Consider the following 19,702-nt stretch of genomic DNA (forward strand, 5'->3'; position numbering starts at 1 on the left):
ATCGATGCGTTGACGCGTGACACGCTGCGGGCGCTATCGGCTCAGGGGCACGTGATCGCGCTGGCTTCCGGGCGCCACTACCAGGATATCGCCGCGATCCGCCGCCGGTTGGAGATCCCGGCGTGGATCATCAGCAGCAATGGCGCACACGTGCACGATGCCGACGATCGGGTGGTCAGCGAAACCCTGGTGCCGACCGAGCTGGTCAAGGCGCTGGTGGCGCTGCCGAGGCCGGAGTCGGTGCGGCTCAATCTCTATACCCGGGATCGCTGGTTGATCGACGCCGAAGCGCCGGAACTGCTGCCGTTGCATGCGATGACCGGATTTACCTACCAGGTCGACGACATGCGCGATCTTGAGCGTGAACATGTCGGCAAGGTACTCTACATCGGCGAGCCGGCCTTGCTGACGCCGCTCGAACGGACGCTGCGCGAGCGCTACGGCGAGGCGCTGCATATTACCTATTCGGCGGCCGACTCGCTGGAGGTGATGCAGCGGGGCGTCAACAAGGCCACGGCCTTGAGCCGGGCGCTGGCGGCGCTGGATCTGCCGGTGGAAAAGACGCTGGCGTTCGGCGACAACTTCAACGATATCGAGATGTTGACCCTGGCCGGCCACGCCTACGTCGTCTCCAATGCCCATCCCGAGGTGATCGACCAGTTGCCGTTCGCGGAGCGCATCGGCGCCCACCACGAGGCGGCGGTGGCGCAGACGCTGCGTCGGTTCTTCGCTCTCGATTGATTAGGGCGGTCTCAGCCTCGATGGCAAGTCTATTTTGGCCGTAGCGGCTGATTTTGGCTCGGCAAGTTCACCACTGGCCTAGCTTTAACCACCCTTTTGCTCGTTATTGTGAAGGGCAAGCCCCTCACACTCCCCCTTTTGACGCCACAGAACGGCAGACTCTGAACGCTTGATCGCTGAACTCGGGTCGGCGCGAAAGGGCATCCCTGCCCAACGCGCCTCTTGCGACATCCCTGTCGCAAGACCCGGTTCCTCGCTCATCGTTCAGCGCCGTTCTGGAGACGTCATTAAGGTAGAATTCAATGTGGTGGCTTGAGTAGTCTTTGACCGCTCGGGCGGCTCTCAATTCGTCTTCGAGGCGTCGTCCAGGCGCCGCAGTTGCTGCCATACCTCGCGCCGAAGATCGGCCAGTCGGGGCTGTTCGTCGCGTTCGAACGCGACCGGGCGGATGGTGCGCATGGCGCGCAGGCCGAGTCGCGCGGTCAGTAGCCCGGCGCCCAGTCCTTGGCCGGCACGGGTCGAGAGCTTGGCGGCCAGATTCATCGACAGCAGATCCATGCCGGCGTCGCCGATCATCTCGCTGGCGCCGGCGAACGCCATGTTGCGCAGCACTTCCCGAAATAGCCGCAGACGGCTGGCATAACCGAGCTGCAGGCCATAGAGCGCGGCGATACGATCGAGCATGGCGATGTTGCGCCAGGCCATCAGCGACATGTCGACCAGCGTCAGCGGGCTGACCGCGACCATCACCGCGGTTTCCCCCGACATGCGGGTCACCAGGCGGCGGGCGGCCTGGTCGCGTGGGCGCAGCACGTGATGGGCGAGCAGCTCGCGGGTCTCTTGAGCGCTGTGGTGGGATTGATGCGCGCGCAGGAACGCCTGCCAATGCGGGTGATCCTTGGACAGCCTCATCTGGCTGCGCAGTTCATCGGCCAGCGCCATGGGGTCGTCGGCGGTGGAACCGTTGTCGCCATCGACCCATTCGTCGTCGAGTCGCTGACGCAGACGAGCGTGTCGACGCAGCTTGCGCAGTCGCCAGAGTTCGCCGAGCAGCGCCTTGCCGCCAAGCCCGATCGCCAACAGCCCGACCGCGCTCCAGGCGCCCGCGAGCCAGTCACCGCCGAGCGTCGAGACATAGAGTGTCCGGACGGCTTCGACAGTGCCCAGACCGAGCGCGCCACCCAGCACCGCGAGCAGCCCCCAGCGCCGCTTCCTGGGCGGTGCGATGGCCGCATCCAGGGCCGGAGAGGAGGCTTCCTCGGGCTCCGCCATCGGCTCGGAGGCCTGGTCGGGGAGATAGCTGCGCGCGCCTTTCAAGGTTCCATCGGACAAGGCGTCGCCGTCGATGTCGCCAGGCGGGTCATCGAGCGTGAAACGCTGTCCGGGCCGAGGATCGCTCATCTCAGTTTGTCTCCCAATAGCCACTCCAGCGCCGCGTCCATGCGAATATGAGGCAGGGCGGTATCGCCGCTCCGTGGTGGACGGAAGGCGGTGAAGGCGAAGCCCTGACGCTGCCAGAAGTCGGGGCTGGGCAGCTTGGCCGGAACGTCGCCGGGGTAGAGCAGCAGCGGTTCGTTATCCAGGCCATGACCGCGCAGCGCGGGCAGCCGTTTGCCGTTGTCCTCGACCTCGCGATTTTCGGTGGCCCGAATCGAGGCCAGCGAAAAGCCGCGTACCGGCACGTCGGCGTAGCGCAGATCCTTGAGCGGTTCGGCCAGCAGCGCCTCGAGCAGCGCGACCAGATTGGCATGCTGATCCGGCGTCACGTGGTCGGCCTTGGTGGCGGCGATCGCCAGGCGGTCGATACGCGGCGAGAACAGCCGGTTGAGCAGGCTGCGCTTGCCGTAGTCGAAGCTCTTCATCAGCGTCGCCAGGGCGCGGGAGAGATCTTCGAAACGTTCCGGACCGGCATTGAGCGCGCCGAGCACGTCGACCAGCACGATCTGGCGGTCGAAGCGACGAAAGTGTTCGCGATAGAAGGGCTTGACCACGTGCTGTTGGTAATAGCGAAAGCGCTTGGCCAGCGTCTGGTAGAGGCTCGACGACGGCAAGGCTTCCAGCGACTGGCGATCTTCCGTATCGATACCGGGGAGCGGGAAGAATTGCAGTACCGGCGCGCCCTGTAGATCACCGGGCAGCAGGAAACGCCCCGGTTGCAGATGCGAGAAGCCGGCCGCCCGGGCCTGGCGCAGCGAGGACGCATAGAGGTCGGCGAGCTCGGCCAGGCGTGCCTCGTCGACCGTCTCGTCGGGCCGGTGCGCGGCGACGGCCCGTCGCCACTCGGCGGCAAAGCGCTGGCGCTCCGGACCCATCGCTTGCATCTGGGCCTCGCTCCAAGCGAGGAAATCATGCTCCAGCAGCGGCAGGTCGAGCAGCCATTCGCCGGGGTAGTCGATCAGGTCCAGCGTCAGGGTGGCGGTATCGCCCAGCAGGCCGCGGGCTCGCCGGGTCTTGTAGCGCAGCTGCAGGCGCAGCTCGCTGATGCCGCGGGTGGGCTCCGGCCAGTGGGGCGGTGTCGAGGCCAGCGCCGACATCGCTTCGTCGTAAGGAAAGCGCGGGATGCCCAGGTCCGGCTGCGAGACGCGCTGGGCGCCGAGCAGGCGCGATTCCCTGGCCGCTTTCAGCAGGTCGAGGCGGGCATCGATGCCGGCATGGCGCAGCTGGTTGACCAGTGACGTCAGAAAGGCCGTCTTGCCGGCGCGCGACAGCCCCGTGACGGCCAGGCGCAACTGGCGGTCGCGGCCGCGGTCGATCAGGTTCTGCAGTTCGTGGGTCAGGTGTCGGCGCATCGCCTCTTTTCCGAAGAAAGCCTATCCGCATGTTAACCGAAATGTGCGGGCAAACCGGCAAGGATAGCGATGACAACCTGATCGAGGGAAGAGGGAAGAGCTATGGGTTGCGGGCTATGAGCCACGAGCAGGGAGTTGCCAGCCGGAAGCGTCGGCCTTCATGCTACCGAAGCCGCTCTCGATGAACCACCGAAGCCCCATGGCGTGGGGCTTCGGTTGTCGGCGCGGCGAGCGTCAGTGGGCGAAAGCGAAGTAGATCGCGAACACCAGCACCAGCAGCACAATGCCCACCGGTACGGCGCCCTTCCAGGGAGTAAGGTCTACGGCCTTGACGTCCTCGTGCACCCAAGCCTCGCGACGCGGGGCGACCTTGCCGATCAACAGCATGCCGAGCACCAGTATGACGAACACGCCGGCGACGAAGTGATACTGGTTGGTGAATTCGAGAATGCCGTTGAACGGCGGCACGAAATAGCCCAGCGCAATCAATATGATGCCGCCGATCAGGCCGAAGATCGCCGCCGCTTCCGGCACCCGCTTGGTCAGCAGGCCGACGATCACCACGGCAAGGATCGGAATGAAGTAGATGGCGTTCATCGTCTGCAGGTAATCGAACAGGCTGTCCTGGCCGGCCAGCAGCGGGGCGATCGCCATCGAGGCGACAGCCATGATCCAGCCGAAGACCTTGCCCGCATTGACCACTTGCTGTTCGCTGGCGTCCTTCTTGAACACCGCCTTGTAGATACCCAGGCTGAACAGGGTCGTGGTGCTGTTGAGCGCGGAGTTGAACGACGACAGGATGGCACCGACCATGACCGCGGCGAAAAAGCCGGTCAGCCACGGCGGGAGCAAGTGGAAAACCAGGTAGCCGTAGGCCTGGTCGGCGGCGATGCCATCATCGGCGTAGAGCTGATAGGCGATGATGCCGGGCAGCACCAGGTAGAGCGGACCCAGAAGCTTGAGGAAGCCGGTCAGCAGGACGCCCTTCTGGCCTTCGGAGAGGCTTCTGGCGGCGAACGTACGCTGGATGATCTGCTGGTTGGTGGCCCAGTAGAACAGGTTGATCAGGAAGACCCCGGTGAACAGCGTGGGCCAGGGGACTTGCTGATCCGGTCGGCCGAGGGAGTTGAGCCGTCCGGGCTGTGCTTCCTGAATCGCGTGCCAACCGGCGGCGATGCCGTTGCCGTCACCGACGGCGTTGAGACCGAGATAGACGATCAGGAAGCCGCCGACCAGGAGACCGATCGCATTGATGGTATCGGAGACGGCGACCGTGCGCAGGCCACCGAAGAGCGCATAAACCGCACCGATCAAGCCGACCCCCCAGACCGTCAGCCAGAGCAGCGTGGTATTGGACTCGATGCCGGTCAGCACCGGCAGGTCGAGCATGCCCTGCAGGCCGACGGCGCCGGAGTAGAGAATGATCGGCAATAGGATGACGGCGTAGGCGACCAGGAAGATCACGTTGCAGATCAGCTGGGTGGTCGGCCCGAATCGCTCCTGCAGCAGCTGCGGCACCGTGGCGATACCGCTGCGTAGGAAGCGCGGCAGGAAGAACAGCGCCAGCAGCACCAGCGCGACCACCGCAACCACTTCCCATGCCATGACGCTCAGACCATCGGCGAACGCGGAGCCGTTCAGTCCGACCATCTGCTCGGTCGACAGGTTGGTCATCAGCAGCGACCCGGCGATCAAGGGGAAGCTGAGATTGCGTCCGGCGAGAAAATAACCGCGCGTATTGCTGAGATCGTCACGGTGCGTGATGCGCCAAGTGATCAAGGCGACCAATCCCGTGAAGAAGAGAAACGAGATTAGAGTCCATGCATGCATAGGAGTGTCCTTGTTGAATGCATCCCAGTGGCGGCTGGGGTGAAGGTAGCCGCCACGTTACCTGCGGCAGTTTTAGTTAATTAACGACGAAACGCCATTCGCCATTTGTCTGACATAGCCTAGTCAATGTGTAGGCGTTTGCGCCCGACGCTGAACCTCAGCGGACATTCGCGACGAAACGGGGAGCAAGGCCAGGGCGCACGCCGTTCAATCGTCTATCGGCAACTCCGTTGCCGTCATCGCAAGGTGGCAACTGCCACTCAGTGCAACGACGTAGGTCGCCTCGAAACGATAGAGGGTGTACCAGGCGCGACGGACAAGCGGTGTGAGCGATTGACAGCGCGTTTCGAAGCGCCGGCGCAATGCCAGGTCGTCATTGAAATCGAAGGCGGCCGGTAAGCCCCGGCGATAGAGATCCTGATACCCCCACCAGTAAAAGCCGTCGAGATAGCGGAAGATCAGCTCTTCGATCAATGGATGCGCGGCGATGGCGTTACGCGTTGCGCGGGTATAAGGAAGCGCCCCATCGATAACCAGCGGTGCCGCCTCGGGCTGTGTGGTGAGGTCGTCGATCAGGCGCATCGACACGTAATCGGCAAACAAGGCTTGCTGGCGCTGAGCGTTGCCGTAGGCATAGGAGAGCGTCAGCGGCATGCCGAGAGCGACGATGACCAGCGGCCAGCCGGCCCATGGCCAGCGCGAACGACCTATCCAGCGCAGCACGCAGAACAACAGACCCGCATAGAGCGCGCCGAAGCCGATCATCACCCGCGGCCGCCAGATGGGGTCCGCCAACGCCGCCAGAAAGCCCAGACCCGCTAATGGCAGAAAGAGGATTACCAGGATCAGCACCGGCAGCCCCGCCCATTGGCGACGCTTCGAGGTTTCGATGACCAGCCAGATGATCGTCACCGTCGCCAGGCCAAGCACTAGCCACCACGTCAGCGAGTCGAGCTGGAGCGCGGCGTAGCGCCAGAAACGCAAGGTCTGTTCAAAGATATTGGCCGGCAGCATCGCGGCGGGCGCGAGCATGCTGTGCGCCAGGCTATAGTTGCCGCCGACCAGCCAGTTCGATATCCCTTTCGAGAGGAACAGGGCGATGACGCCAATGACCAAGGCGCCAAGTTGCCTGGACCACGCCGGCCGCCCCGTCTGCGCCACGCTCAGGGCCACGTGAAAGGCGAGCAGAACGAAGTAGACGTTGGCTGCCGGTTGATAGAAAAGCAGCGCGGCGAGTACGCCGGCACCGCCCGCTGCCCAGCGAAAACGGGCCTGCCAGCGCCTGCCGTCGCGCGGATCCAGGGCACAGGCGATGCCGACCACTGCGCTGGCCAGCGCCAACGACATCGGCAGGGCGTCGAAACGGTAGGAGAGGTTCTGTAGAAAGAAAGGCTGTACGACCAGAATCAGCATTGCTACCCAGGCATAGCCGGTATCGAATGCCTCGAGACGCCGCCGCCAGAGCAGGATCGCACAGGCCAGCGCGGCTAAACCCAGCCACAGGGGAAGGGGAGCCAGATCGGCTAGGCGAGGCCCGCCGTTGAGGATCAGCATGACCAGGCTGGAGAGCGGACGACCGTTGGAAACCCAGCCCATTTCACCGTGGAAGCTGCGCCAGATATCGTCGCGGTAGAGGCGGTCGGCATGGATCAGGGGGTAGCTGAAAACGACCAGATACGCCATTATGCCCAGCCAGCGGCGTAACCGGGGTGTCATCATCATATATTGGGCCCGAATCGATACGCATGTCGTGTCATTGTTCATGGGGCCCACCGGCGGCGAGCCGGGACTGCGAGGGTAAGGGCTGTGACCCCAGTCTTTCCCTGTCAGCAGTGTAGCGTATGCTAGACTGCGGCTGTACGAAGCACGGAGGCTTCTCTATCCCGTCCCCGTCGCTCTTCATCGCAAGTTATGACCGCGTTGCCGCTCTTGGGCAGCGTGGTACCGATTTTCGGCACGGCTTCGAACGGTTTGAGCTTGTTGATACCGGCCAAGATAGTCAGACAGGAGTATTAGAGTGAGTGCATCGATCCGGCGAAGTAACCTTGAAAAACGCAAGGCGCTTCTTCCGGTGGTGGCCCTGACCGGGCTGCTACTTAGCGGTATCGCCCAGAACGTGTTGGCTTTCGGTTTCGACGATGTCGCCAAGAAGGCAGAGGATCTTTCCCAGCAGGGTTATAGCGAACCGGAGCGAAACCTCCCCGATGAATTGCGCAACTTGGATTATGCTCAATACGAGCAGATCCAGTTCAAGCGCGACCGTGACGTCTGGAGCGGTGATGGAATGCCTTTTACGCTGAGCTTCTTCCACGAGGGGATGCACTACGATAGCGCGATTCAATTGCACAGCGTGGACGATCAGGGGGAGGTGCACGATTTTGCCTACAATCCAGATGATTTCACCTATGGCAACCTGGAACTGTCCGATGGCGTCAAGAACAGCGATGACCTGGGTATTGCCGGCTTCAAGGTGAATTACGCGCTCAACGATGCCGATCGCAAAGACGAGACCATGGTGTTTCTGGGGGCGAGTTACTTTCGGGTCGTCGGCAAGGATCAGGTCTACGGCGTCTCCGGTCGCGGTCTGGCGGTAGATACCGGCCTGCCTTCCGGCGAAGAATTTCCGCGCTTCAAGGAGTTCTGGGTCGTCAAACCGAGCCAGAGCAGTCAATACCTGACGATCTTCGCGCTGCTCGATTCGCCCAGTCTCACCGGTGCCTATCGCTTCGTGCTGCGACCCGGCGCCGATACCGTCGTCGATGTTAAGTCGCGACTGTTCTTGCGTCGTCCGGTCGAGAAGCTGGGCATTGCGCCGCTGACCAGCATGTATCTGTTCGGTCCCGAGCAGCCTTCTTCCTCTCTCAACTATCGCCCGGCGATTCACGACTCCAATGGTCTCTTGATCAGCGACTCCCAGAATGGCTGGACCTGGCGTCCGTTGGCCAACCCCGCCAAGTTGATGATCAACGAGCAGACGACACCGCGCCTGCGCGGCTATGGCCTGATGCAACGCGGTCACGACTTCGACGATTATCAGGATCTTGAAAGCCGTTACGACCTGCGTCCGAGCGCCTGGATCGAACCCCAGAACGAGTGGGGGGCGGGCAAGATCGAACTGATCCAGATTCCGACGCCCAACGAGACCAACGACAACATCGTTTCCATGTGGTTGCCGGAATCCGCGCCCGAGCCGGGCTCGCCGCTGGATTACGATTATCGTTTCACCGTCACCAAGAACGAAAGCCGCTACGTCGACCCGTCACTGGCCTGGGTCGCGCAGACGCGCCGTTCGCAAGGGGAAGTGCGCAAGGACAATCTGGTACGCGAGGCCGATGGTTCCCTGGCATTCATCGTCGACTTCGATGGGCCTTCGCTCTCCGGGCTCGGCAGCGATGCCAACATCAGTGTCCAGGCCAGTGTCGGCGACAACGGCGAACTGGTCGACAGCCGCGCCGTGCCCAACCCGGCCACCGGCGGCTGGCGCGTGTTCGTCAAGGTCAAGCGCAGCGACAACAGCCAGTCGTTGGATATCCGTGCCCATCTCAACAAGGGAGATCAGCGGGTCTCCGAAACCTGGTACTACCGGTTGCCGGCCAATGGCTGAAGCGATGTCCTCACAGCGGTTGGCGTCGGCCGAGCATTATCTCGAACGGCTGGCGCTGGAGGCACAGGATCGTGAGGAGCGGCGCAAGCTGTTGGCGAGCGACCTGGACACTCACGACATGGCGACGCTGCATGCGGCGCTGGGCGGTCACGAGGTGGACCCGGAGGATCCCGCGGCACAGTCGGTTGGGCGCCGGTTGGCGCTGGCCTATGCGGAACCGCCGCTCGCGCCGCCCGACGTGTTGACCACCGACGAGCAGGGCATCACCCGGTTGCAGACCGCGCCACCGATGCGGCGAACGCCGCTGGCACCGGAAGCCTGGTCCACCAACCCGTTCGTGCGTTTCGGTCAGCGCATGAAGAACTGGGCCGATCGCGGTTTCCGCCGACGTCAACGGGAATCCAAGCCGACACCACGTTGGCAGTGGATCGCCACGGCTCGACGCTGGGTGCTGCTGGTCCTGATCTTCGGCCAGAGCGCCATTGCCGCCAATCAGATGCGAACCGTACTGCCGGGGCAAGGAGAGCAGTGGCTCGAGATCGCCATTCTCGCCCTGTTCGTATTGCTGTTCGCCTGGGTTTCCGCGGGATTCTGGACAGCGTTGATGGGCTTCTTTCAGTTGCTGCGCGGCAAGGACCGCTACGCCATCGATTCGGAAGTCGGCGACGCGCCGATTCCCGATGATGCGCGCACGGCACTGTTGGTCCCCATCTGCAATGAAGACGTTCCCCGGGTTTTCGCCGGCGTTCGCGCCACCATCGAATCGCTGCGCCATAGCGGTAACGATCGTCACTTCGATGTCTTTATCCTGAGTGATACCTACGATCCCGACATCGCCATCCAGGAGACTCACGCCTGGCTGACGTTGTGTCGCGATCTGGGGGCCTTCGGCCAGGTCTTCTACCGGCGTCGTCAGCGCCGTGTGAAGCGCAAGAGCGGCAACCTCGACGATTTCTGTCGTCGCTGGGGGGCGCTATACCGCTACATGCTGGTACTCGATGCCGACAGTGTCATGAGTGGCGCCTGCCTGACGCGCCTGGTGCAGATGATGGAGGCGCATCCCAGCGCGGGTATCGTGCAGACGGCGCCGAGAGCCTCGGGACGCCTGAATCTCTACGCGCGGATGCAGCAGTTCGCCACCCGCGTCTATGGGCCGCTGTTTACCGCCGGCCTGCACTTCTGGCAGTTGGGGGAGTCCCACTACTGGGGACACAACGCGATCATTCGTATGGCGCCGTTCATGCGCCACTGCATGCTGGCGCCGCTGCCCGGCAAGGGCTCGATGTCCGGGGAGATTCTTTCCCACGATTTCGTCGAGGCTGCGCTGATGCGTCGCGCCGGCTGGGGGGTATGGATCGCCTACGAGCTGGAGGGCAGCTACGAGGAGATGCCGCCCAATCTGCTCGATGAACTCAATCGCGATCGGCGCTGGTGTCACGGCAACCTGATGAACTTCAGACTGTTTCTGTCCAAGGGGATTCATCCGGTGCACCGCGCGGTCTTTTTGACCGGGCTGATGTCCTATATCTCGGCACCGCTATGGTTTCTGTTCCTGGTGTTGTCGACGGCGTTGCTGGCGGTGCATACCCTGAGTACGCCCAACTACTTCCCGGAACCGGGAATGATGTTTCCGGTCTGGCCGCAGTGGAACCCGACGCTGGCGGTAAGCCTGTTCGGTGCCACGGCGACGCTGCTGTTCCTGCCCAAGGTACTGAGCGTGGTGGTAGTGTGGATCCAGGGTAGCCGGCAGTTCGGTGGGCCATTCAAGGTACTTCTCAGCATGGTGCTGGAGTCGCTCTTTTCGATGGCCTTGGCTCCGGTGAGAATGCTGTTCCATACGCGCTTCGTGTTGACTTCGGTGATGGGGTGGGCGATTCAGTGGCGCTCGCCGTCGCGGGAAAACAGCGATACCACCTGGGGTGACGCGATCCGCAATCACTGGAGCCAGACGGTGATCGGTGCCGTCTGGGCGACCGGAGTCTACTTCATGGAGCCGACCTTCCTGTGGTGGTTGTCGCCGATCGTCGGCGCCATGATGCTGTCGATTCCGGTGTCGGCACTGTCGAGTCGGGTGTCGTTGGGGAGCGCATGCTTCCGAGCACGCCTGTTCCGGATTCCGGAGGAGACCCATCCGCCACGCGTGCTGCGCCGGATGGTGCGTCATCTGCGAAGGATGAATACCGCCGCGCCCACCCCGCATTTCGTGCAGGTCGTGGTCGATCCGGTATCGAACGCGTTGGCAACGGCATTGGGGACCGCCCGACATGCGCATGCCGAGCCGCTCAGGCGGCGTCGGCAGGAGCGGGTGACTCGAGCCGTCGAGCAGGGACCTGCTTCGATGAACAATCTCGAGCGGCTGGCGTTCCTGGACGATCCGGTAATGATGTCGCAACTGCATTTCCGCGTCTGGGACGATCCCGGGGCGCATGCGAGCTGGCACCAGCATGGCTTGCCGTCGCGTGAGTCGCTGCGGGTAGCGTCATTCAATTGAATAAAAGAAGGCTGTCCCCGGAACGGGCCGGTTTTGTTTGTCGGCCCGTTGCCTTCATGTATCGAAGTTTGCATGAATGGTGGCTACGCTTGGAGAGTCAGCATCGGATTGGCTGCGCAAGATGTTCATCGATAACGGGAATCAAGGAGTGACGCAATGGGCTTTATTCTGTGGCTGATCATCGGCGGGATCGCCGGTTGGATTGCCGGCAAGATCATGCGCGGTGGCGGTTTCGGCATCTTGGGCAACATCGGTGTCGGGATCGTCGGCGCAGTGATCGGGGGATTTCTGTTCAGTCTGCTGGGACTCTCCTCCAACGGCTTCATCGGCTCGCTGGTGGTGGCGACCATCGGCGCGATCATCCTGCTCTGGGTGGTCGCGAAGATCAAAAAAGCCTAGATTTTCGATTTGTGTGAGGGCCGCGCTAATGCGGCCCTCTCATGGGCATGATCTACGTATCCTTGGCAGGGAATCAGGTACACTAGCGCCTTTTGACGGCCAGGGACCTGCAAGGAATGCCTGATTCAACGACCGCCACGCGCAAGGAACGATTCATTGGCCTGGAGTGGTTGCGTTTTCTGCTCGGTCTTTACATCGTTATTTTCCACACCCTGCACAACTACCCATCGATTCGTGCCTGGTCGCACTTCGTTACCGATATCGGTTTCTTTTCCACCAGCGCCTTCTTCGTGCTTTCGGGTTTCCTGCTGACCCACGTCTACCTCGACGCCAATCAGCGCATGCGCGAGCCGGCCAAGAGCTTCTGGCTCAAGCGCTTCTCGAATCTCTACCCGATTCATATCGGCTCGTTGATCCTGGCGATGAGCGTCTCGGCACTGGTCGGCTATCTGGCGATCGCTCCCGGCGATAGCGACATCTCGCTGCGATTCGTGGTCTACGACGTCAACAACGATATCGGTCAGCTCGACTGGAAAAGCCTCAACCACACCATGAGTCCGCTGGAAACCGGCATCAATCTGCTGCTCAATTTCACACTGCTGCATGCCTGGAATCCGCTCTACCTGACCTTCAATCCGCCGTCCTGGTCGATTTCCGCCCTGTTCTTCTTTTACCTGACGTTTCCCTGGCTGGCACCCAGGCTGCGTCGCGTGATGCATCCGCGGCGTGCGATCCTGCTGGTCAACCTGATCTACCTGCTGCCGCCGATCGTGGTCATTCTCACCACCGATTACGGCGTACCGGAGACCGGCATTCTTCATCGCAACCCGCTCATCCGGTTGCCGGAATTCGCCGCTGGCATCCTGCTCTATACTTTCTACGCCCAGCGTAAGGCCAAGGGGCGCTCGATGTCGGCGGGGCAGTGCTGGCTGGCGCTGCTGGGCGTCGCCGCCAGTATCGCCATCGCGCTTTATCTGCTAGGTCGCGGTCATGCCTGGTACTATGTGTTACACAACGGATTGCTGTTGCCGGCCCAGTTGATACTGATCTACGTCGCTGCGCAGTGGGGCGAGCCTCACAGTCGCCGGCTCAAGCGCTGGGCAGCCAGGCTGGGTGGCGCTTCGCTGCCGATGTTTGCGCTTCACGTGCCGCTCTATGCGGTCTTTTCCCGTGTCGAGCGCGTGCTCTCCGGGCAGCCGGAGCGCTGTCTGACGGATTTTCGGGGTTGTCTGTCTGCGGCCGGCGAACTCCATCTCTGGCTCTATCCGTTGTTTCTGCTGCTGACCGTACTCTTCTGTATCGTATTCCAGGAGCAGTTCGTGGTCAGGGTGCGCCGCTTTCTGCTGCGCCATCTGCTCAGGCAGACCCCGAGCTCTCATACCGACAAGTTGAGCTGAGCCGGACGAGAGCGGTTCCGACCTGGACCCCCAGGCCGGGCCTGCCCGTCGGCGCGAGGAATGCTTTCCGCTATACTATGTCGCCTTGAAATGGGGTCGCCTTGAAATTAGGGCCGCCTCCCCGAACCCAGCCGGCTCTGCTGGTGGCGGTCGTGTTGTTTTCCGACAAGAGGTCTCTTTTTTGCGCGAACTCCTCGTCCAGTGGTGGGCTCAGCAACTGACGCTCTGTGGTTGGCCCAAGGTTGGCGATCCCCGCCAGGCGCTTCCGCGCGAACTTGCCCTGGAGCGCCTGGCCTCGCTCGGTATCGGCGAGCGGGACGAGTTCGCCTGGCGGCTGTGGGAAAGCGTAACCGATATCCAGGAGCCTTCGCTCTCGCGGTTGGCGTCGCTCGAATTGCTGGCTCTGGGCAGTGTGGCCGGATGGAGCGATCAGCGCACCGAGATGGCATGGTTGGCGCATCTGGCTCAGCTGATCGTCGGCGATTGCCCGTCGCTGAGGCGTTGGATCGACGATCTGGCGCGCTTGGACGATCCGGCATTGGATGCGGCAGGCCATGAACTCGCGCTAGCGGAACGCCAAGGGCGCACAGTGAGTTGGGCGGCGCTGAAGCGTCATGTCGGCGAACGCGACACGGCGATCGTCGAAGCGCTGTGGAGCGATGACCTCTGGCGTGCCCGAGCCGCCTTTGCTCCCGTACTCCGTTGGCCTTTTTCTCCCGATGAGATCGAGAGCCGAGAGCAGCGCCGCCTGCTGCGGGAAGAGCTCGAGATCGACGGGAGGGACCAGCTCATCGAGACGCTCCATTGGCTGGCCTGCCAGGGACATCGGCATGGCTGGGAGATGGATGCGGTGAGATTGGCGCGTGAAGGGGAGCCGGCAGTCCGAGAATGGCTGGCGTCGTTGGGAGATCAGCAGGATTACGGACGGGTACTGGTCCGTTTCCTGGTCGACGAAGAACCGTTCGAATGGGCGGCCTGGGACTGGCTGCGGCTGATCGATCAAGCCTACCTGGGATTCTGCGCCGGTTGGCTCACGGTCGAAGAAGCGGAGCATTTTGCCGCTCACGGCGTTGACCTGCTGCAGCAGCGCTATTCGGACTGGCACGCGGTAGCGCATGCCTATCAGCGGGGGCGCAGTTTGTTCGAGGGCCGGGATCTGCGTCCGGATTTCGATGCCGACTGGGCACGCTTGCTGGAAATGCCCGAGAGCCCGTGGGCTCTGCCGCTGGCCGAGAGTCTCGACGAAGAGCGGCGCCGAGCTGCACGCCGGACGGTACGGGAGCGCCATGTTTCGCCGGATGCCTGGATCCTGGCGATTGCCGCCGTGCGCGAGCCGGATCTGGTGCAACGTCGCCGTCTCGATGAAACGCTTGGAATGACGCGGCGTGAGGATGCCGAGCGTTATCTCGACGATGTGCTGGGGCTGCGGCGCGAGGAGGGAATCTCGGGGCTGGCCCGTTTCTGGATGCCGGCCCAGGCGCACCATCTCAATCAGCTGGCGGCCGATGCACTGCATGCCGCGGGCGCTTCGTCCGGCGCAGGGGATCGTGGTCGGCAGCGGCGGTTGGCGAATTGCGCGAACCATGCGGCGACGATCGTGATGGCCGAAAAATATGCCTTCTACCTGCTGATGGCCGCTGACAGCGGGCGCTATTCCCATGCGGACATCCAGGCACAGGCGCAGTCGTTATGCGATGTATTGAGCCGGTTCTATCCCGATGCGTCGCGACTGCTTGCGGCCTGGTCGGCGTGGGAAGCGGTGTTGAGCCAGGAGAATGCACCCGAGGAAGGCCCGCTCAAGGACGATATCGATTGGCATCTGCGCGATCCCGGCTCGCCGTTCCACTGGCTGACGCCGTCGAAGGGACTCACCTGGCACGAGCCCGGGCCACGGCCGACACTGGCACAATTTACCGCTGTCTCTCTTGCCGGTCCGCTCAACGAGGCGGCATGGCAGATGCCACAGCCGCTGGCGTTCGAGGACCGGCGCGCCCTGCAGGAGTGGATCGAACACCAATATGCGCTGCAGGGGGCGCCAGGGCTCGTCGATTTCCTCGATTTCCTGGTCGATGCGGGTGATCGTCAGGAGTACCAGATCAATTACGCTCCCTATACCCTCAACCGTCCGCGGCTGGAAGAGGAGATCGCGATCCTCGAGTCGGGAGAATGCGCGGAGGAGGAGCGCATTCACCTGCAGAGGCTGCGACATGTGCGAGACAATGCGTGCCGTTGCAACGACGAGGACCTGACCGCCTGGGATATCGCGCAGCTGGTGGATCTGGCCATGGCCGGTCGCCAACTCGACTGGCTCGATGCCGGCGAGCTGGAGCATTATCTCAAGGCGGCAACCCGGTTGGCGGAACACCACTACGGCAGCTGGCAGGCCTATGCCGAAGGGCTTTACAGCGGATTCGGGTTCTTTATGGACGACACACCCGAGCGGGAGGCCTTTCTCGCACGCTTCCGCGAGGCATTGAATGCCTGGCTGACAGCGACGCCGTTGCTGGCGGGGCCGTGGGCCAGTCTCGACTTTCCGGGACGGTCGGGGCGTCACTGGACGCCCTTGCACGTGGATGTGTTGCCGGGGGAGCCGCACCGTCTGCATTGAGCGGTTTTTCGATGCCGCGTCCCTGGCGGAGCTTCGCTGCGCGAGGTTCGAGTCCGCTCCCGGCGATTTTGCGCCGCAGGGCTCGTCAAAGGCTTTTCAATGCCATATGATCCGTTTTGTGCCATGCCCACCAGCGAGACGCGGCGTGGCTTTTCTCCCAATTTTGATCTGAACGGTCGAGTATCGAGCCGAATGCTGGCCGCTTTGGCGGTGACACCTGCGGGCGGGTGTCACCACCACAGCGACTCAATTCGCCCGATGGCCCCGCCCAGGCCGCATGTGCCTGGGCGTGTGTCGTATGAGGCGACGCCCATGGCGGCTCACAGGCGAACGAGGTTGCGCTGAATGCTTAAACGCACGGCCCTGGGGTTGGCACTGGCATGGGTCATTACCGGTTGCTCGACCCCCGCACAACAACAGGTTAATGCACAGTACGCGCTTCCTCTGGCGCAATCCCGCACCGTTGCCGCTCATGGCGCGTCGAGCGCGCCGCAAACGGCCTTCTCGACGATGCACGATTTCCGTCCGTTGCGCGTCTCGCCGATGATCATTCGGGAGGCGCTGCTAGACGAGCACCGGCGTTGGGTAGGAACGCCCTATGCGCTGGGAGGCACGACGCATCGCGGGATCGATTGCTCGGCGCTGATGCAGCACATCTTCACCGAAGCGTTCTCGCTCGAGCTACCGCGAACGACCGGAGAGCAGGTACTGGAAGGCAGTCGAGTGGCGCGTGACCAACTGAAGGCCGGGGATCTGGTCTTCTTCCGTCCGCCGGGCATTTACAATCACGTCGGCGTCTATGTTGGCGATGGGTATTTTCTGCACGCTTCGACGTCGCAAGGCGTCAAACTGTCCCGTCTCGACAATGTCTATTGGAAACGCTACTACTGGCAGGCACGCCGGCCGATGGAGCGCACACAGCTGGCGCAGCGGGCCGCGCTGGCCAGTGAAGGGTGACTGTCCGTGCAGATTGAAAACGACAAGAAGATTAAAAGAGATTAAAGCGATTCAAGAAAAGGGCAGCCGATTGGCTGCCCTTTTGCGTCGACGGTGTCGAGAGCGTGCGACCTTCAGCCGTCAATGCTGATGACCGCCTTCACCGTGAACGTGACCATGGGAGACTTCTTCCTGGGTCGCTTCGCGGACATCGGTAATTTCGACATCGAAGTTCAGCTTTTCGCCAGCCAGCGGATGGTTGCCGTCGACGGTCACGGTGTCGCCTTCGACCTTGGTGACGGTGACCATCAGCGGGCCTTCCTGGGTCTGCGCCTGGAACTGCATGCCCGGCTGTACTTCGTCGACACCCTGGAACGCATCGCGCGGGACTTCCTGCACCAGCGCCGGCTGGACCTCGCCGTAGCCTTCGCTGGGCTCGACCGCTACCTTGAGTTTGTCACCATTGGCGCGACCCTCGAGCTGCTTCTCGAGCCCCGGAATGATGTTGCCCGCGCCGTGTAGATAGGTCAGTGGATCGCGACCCTCTGAACTGTCCAGCACTTCTCCCGCATCGTTGGTCAGTGTGTAGTGGAAGGCGACCACGGAGTTCTGGGCAATCTGCATCTGAAAAAACCTTTGCGTCTGTGCATGTCTTTCACATCCTAACGTGCCATGGCCTTTCTGTCAGGTCGCGATGGGGGATTCGCGGCTTGAGGTGCGACCAATTCTTGCGCGGATAGCCGCGGTTGCGCCTCAAGGAGGCTGTGAGTACCCTGCGAAAGAAGAAGAAACCGTGTTCCGAGGGTGAGGAGAAGTTTGTCATGACCGTGTTCATCGTATGGCTCATAGCCTTCGCCGTCGTGCTATTGCTGGCGCTCAAGGCGTGGGAAGGGGCCTTGGGCAATTTGGCCAAGCGCTGGCTTCCTGCCCAGCTCCAGGGAGATCCGGCTCAGGATCGTTGGGTATTCTCCATCGCCTTGGCGGTACTGGGGGCGACCTTCATCGTCAACCCGATTTCCATGTTGCTGACGCTGATTCTGTTGGCCGTACTCACTTGGATCGGCATGCGTCTGGCCGGCTGGGCGATGCGCAGGGCCAAGCTGCACTGACCCCGCTGCGACCGGTCGCAGGCGCGAGAGCGGCTTCAAATGCAATGGGCGATGTCATGGCATCGCCCGTTTTGTGACGTTCCGGTCCGAAGCGCTCAGAGCCAGGTCGATAGCGTGATCGAACCGAATTGATCGCTCTCGTCCTGCGACTCGAACTCATGGGTGCGCCACACGGCGCTATAGGTGAGCAGCCAGCGGTCCCAGGAGAGCGCCAGTCCGAGTTGGGCATCACCAACCCACGGTTTGCGGTCGACCGAGTGGCTGTCTTCGAAGGTATTGCCGTCGAGGAGCATGTTGTAGGCCATCAGGCGGCCTTCCAGATTGGCGAAAACGTACCAGTTGAAACCGCTGTTCTCCCTGAAGAACACCTGGCTGCCCTGAGAGGGGGAGACGGCTGGAATGCCGAAGCTCTTGTCGAGACCTTGGCCCAGACGCAGTCCCAGGCCGGATGCGGCATAGGTATACAGATTGCCGAGGGCGAAGCCGACCGACGGACCATATTCGGTCTCCAGCGAGCCGAACCGTCCTTGCTTCCACCATGCGGTTTCGTAAGCGACGTTGACGAACGGCTCGTTATTGAGCTGGTTGTGCCAGCCCTTGGGATCGTCGCTATCAATCAGGTGATGAAAGTTTTTCTGCACGGTCCTGCCGCCGGCGCCGGGACCGACGAGCCCGACATCGAAATAGAGCCCGGTGGTCCGACGCCAGCCGCTCAACTGCTCGTCATCGAACAGCGAGAGCCCGGCATAGAGAACGCCCGCGTAGGGGCGGTCATCGGCGATCAGATTGCGTTCATTGATATCGTTTGGCGTGTAGATCTGCTGACCGAAGCGATAGGAGGCGCCATCGAGAGCGGCCGCGCTCCAACCAGGCAGAGCGTCGGCAAGACTGCGTGTCCAGTGATCCCGGGACGGCTCGAACGACCAGTCGAGTTCGATGCCGTTGGTATAGTGGCCGTCATCGCCGTGGGCGAAAATGTCGTTTTCCGATTTGAGTGTCAGAAGACCTTCAGCCCATGCGCTGCTCGAAACCGCCGCCAGCGCGATGAGCGTGGCTGTCCGTGCCCAAGTGTGTCCCTTCATGTTTGCGTCTCGTTCCCTTTTCCCTTTTGTCTCGTTACCTTAAACGAAGCCGGTCTTGCAATACCTACAATAGCGTATGTAAAGGGCGGGTGACACTCGAAATTGGTATCATGCTAACGAAAACGGCGCCTCTGAGGCGCCGTCAGTCTACAGAAATGCGTTGCGTGATCAGTAGGGCGCGACACTGACGCTGGAGCCACTGGCGACCAGGCGAACGCGTTGGCCCACCTGCCAGTTGCGATCGGCTTTCTGCACCACGACGACGTTCTGGCCACTGTCCTGACGAATTTCGAGTTCGTAACCATCGACGCGGTCGGTGGCCTGCTGAATCTTGCTACCGGCGACGGTGCCACCGATAGCGCCGGCGGCGGTCGCGATGGTACGGCCCGAGCCGCCCCCCACCTGATTGCCCAGCAGCCCGCCAATCACCGCGCCACCGAGGCTGCCGAGAACGCTCTCGTCGTTGCCGCCCTGAATCTGTACCGGACGCACCGACTGAATGGTGCCATAAGTCACCGATTGGGCAGTTTCGGCCTGATTGCCGCGATAGACGTCACCGGAGTAGGTCGAGGTGTTGGTACAACCCGCCAGCGCCAGCATGCTCATGGCGAGGGCTGGGAAAATGAGTCGCTTCATGGTCAATCCTCCTGAAAATCCATCTTTGGCTTCATGCCAAGCATATTAAAACAGTGTTTCCGAACTCGTCCAGCGCTTCG

The 19,702-nt window shown here is 62.3% G+C and carries 15 protein-coding genes; 8 read left to right on the forward strand and 7 right to left on the reverse strand.

Features of this window, described 5'->3' with window-relative positions:
- Positions 1-9 precede the first annotated feature (9 nt).
- Positions 10-741 (forward strand): HAD-IIB family hydrolase, encoded by a 732-nt coding sequence (locus DOM57_RS01230; RefSeq protein WP_239496067.1) that lies wholly within the window; start codon positions 10-12, stop codon positions 739-741.
- A 342-nt stretch (positions 742-1,083) separates the two neighbouring features.
- Here DOM57_RS01230 and DOM57_RS01235 read toward each other — a convergent pair whose 3' ends face one another.
- From DOM57_RS01235 to DOM57_RS01250, 4 genes are all read right to left on the reverse strand, one after another.
- Positions 1,084-2,142, reverse strand: coding sequence for a YcjF family protein (locus tag DOM57_RS01235; protein WP_110647420.1), 1,059 nt, complete (start codon positions 2,140-2,142; stop codon positions 1,084-1,086).
- Entirely contained in the window at positions 2,139-3,530 is a 1,392-nt protein-coding gene (locus DOM57_RS01240; RefSeq protein ID WP_110647421.1) for a YcjX family GTP-binding protein, read from the reverse strand. Before DOM57_RS01240 ends, DOM57_RS01235 begins: the two co-directional genes overlap by 4 nt.
- 234 nt (positions 3,531-3,764) lie before the next feature.
- Positions 3,765-5,360: a solute:sodium symporter family transporter gene (locus DOM57_RS01245; protein WP_110647422.1), complete on the reverse strand. Its 1,596-nt coding sequence runs from the start codon at positions 5,358-5,360 to the stop codon at positions 3,765-3,767.
- Between the two features lie 207 nt (positions 5,361-5,567).
- Positions 5,568-7,082 (reverse strand): glucosyltransferase domain-containing protein, encoded by a 1,515-nt coding sequence (locus DOM57_RS01250; protein WP_162619407.1) that lies wholly within the window; start codon positions 7,080-7,082, stop codon positions 5,568-5,570.
- Between the two features lie 295 nt (positions 7,083-7,377).
- Between DOM57_RS01250 and DOM57_RS01255 the strand changes: the two genes are divergently transcribed.
- From DOM57_RS01255 to DOM57_RS01280, 6 genes are all read left to right on the forward strand, one after another.
- The gene (locus DOM57_RS01255) at positions 7,378-8,964 is read left to right on the forward strand and encodes a glucan biosynthesis protein G (protein ID WP_239496068.1); all 1,587 of its coding nucleotides are present in this window, start codon (positions 7,378-7,380) and stop codon (positions 8,962-8,964) included.
- The gene (gene mdoH, locus DOM57_RS01260; protein WP_204352824.1) at positions 8,957-11,455 is read left to right on the forward strand and encodes a glucans biosynthesis glucosyltransferase MdoH; all 2,499 of its coding nucleotides are present in this window, start codon (positions 8,957-8,959) and stop codon (positions 11,453-11,455) included. The genes DOM57_RS01255 and mdoH overlap by 8 nt, the downstream gene beginning before the upstream one ends.
- A 156-nt stretch (positions 11,456-11,611) precedes the next feature.
- Positions 11,612-11,854, forward strand: a complete 243-nt coding sequence (locus tag DOM57_RS01265) for a GlsB/YeaQ/YmgE family stress response membrane protein (RefSeq protein WP_110647425.1) — start codon at positions 11,612-11,614, stop codon at positions 11,852-11,854.
- 116 nt (positions 11,855-11,970) lie between these two features.
- On the forward strand, positions 11,971-13,251 hold the full coding sequence (locus tag DOM57_RS01270) for an acyltransferase family protein (protein ID WP_110647426.1): 1,281 nt from the start codon (positions 11,971-11,973) through the stop codon (positions 13,249-13,251).
- A gap of 181 nt (positions 13,252-13,432) precedes the next feature.
- Positions 13,433-15,859, forward strand: a complete 2,427-nt coding sequence (locus tag DOM57_RS01275) for a DUF1266 domain-containing protein (RefSeq protein ID WP_110647427.1) — start codon at positions 13,433-13,435, stop codon at positions 15,857-15,859.
- Between the two features lie 345 nt (positions 15,860-16,204).
- On the forward strand, positions 16,205-16,816 hold the full coding sequence (locus DOM57_RS01280) for an NlpC/P60 family protein (protein WP_110647428.1): 612 nt from the start codon (positions 16,205-16,207) through the stop codon (positions 16,814-16,816).
- Between the two features lie 120 nt (positions 16,817-16,936).
- On the opposite strand, the gene slyD is transcribed toward DOM57_RS01280, so the two are convergent.
- Entirely contained in the window at positions 16,937-17,419 is a 483-nt protein-coding gene (slyD, locus tag DOM57_RS01285) for a peptidylprolyl isomerase (RefSeq protein ID WP_110647429.1), read from the reverse strand.
- A gap of 197 nt (positions 17,420-17,616) precedes the next feature.
- Between slyD and DOM57_RS01290 the strand changes: the two genes are divergently transcribed.
- A complete protein-coding gene (locus DOM57_RS01290; RefSeq protein WP_110647430.1) occupies positions 17,617-17,904 on the forward strand; it encodes a hypothetical protein in 288 nt (95 codons plus the stop codon).
- Between the two features lie 95 nt (positions 17,905-17,999).
- Here the strand turns inward: DOM57_RS01290 and DOM57_RS01295 are convergent, their stop codons facing one another.
- Together DOM57_RS01295 and DOM57_RS01300 are read right to left on the reverse strand one after the other, a co-directional pair.
- Positions 18,000-18,986, reverse strand: coding sequence for a lipid A deacylase LpxR family protein (locus tag DOM57_RS01295; RefSeq protein ID WP_110647431.1), 987 nt, complete (start codon positions 18,984-18,986; stop codon positions 18,000-18,002).
- A gap of 168 nt (positions 18,987-19,154) precedes the next feature.
- On the reverse strand, positions 19,155-19,622 hold the full coding sequence (locus DOM57_RS01300; protein WP_110647432.1) for an outer membrane lipoprotein: 468 nt from the start codon (positions 19,620-19,622) through the stop codon (positions 19,155-19,157).
- Positions 19,623-19,702 lie beyond the last annotated feature (80 nt).

The organism is Salinicola peritrichatus (assembly GCF_003206715.1).
In the GTDB taxonomy this organism is placed as follows: domain Bacteria; phylum Pseudomonadota; class Gammaproteobacteria; order Pseudomonadales; family Halomonadaceae; genus Salinicola; species Salinicola peritrichatus.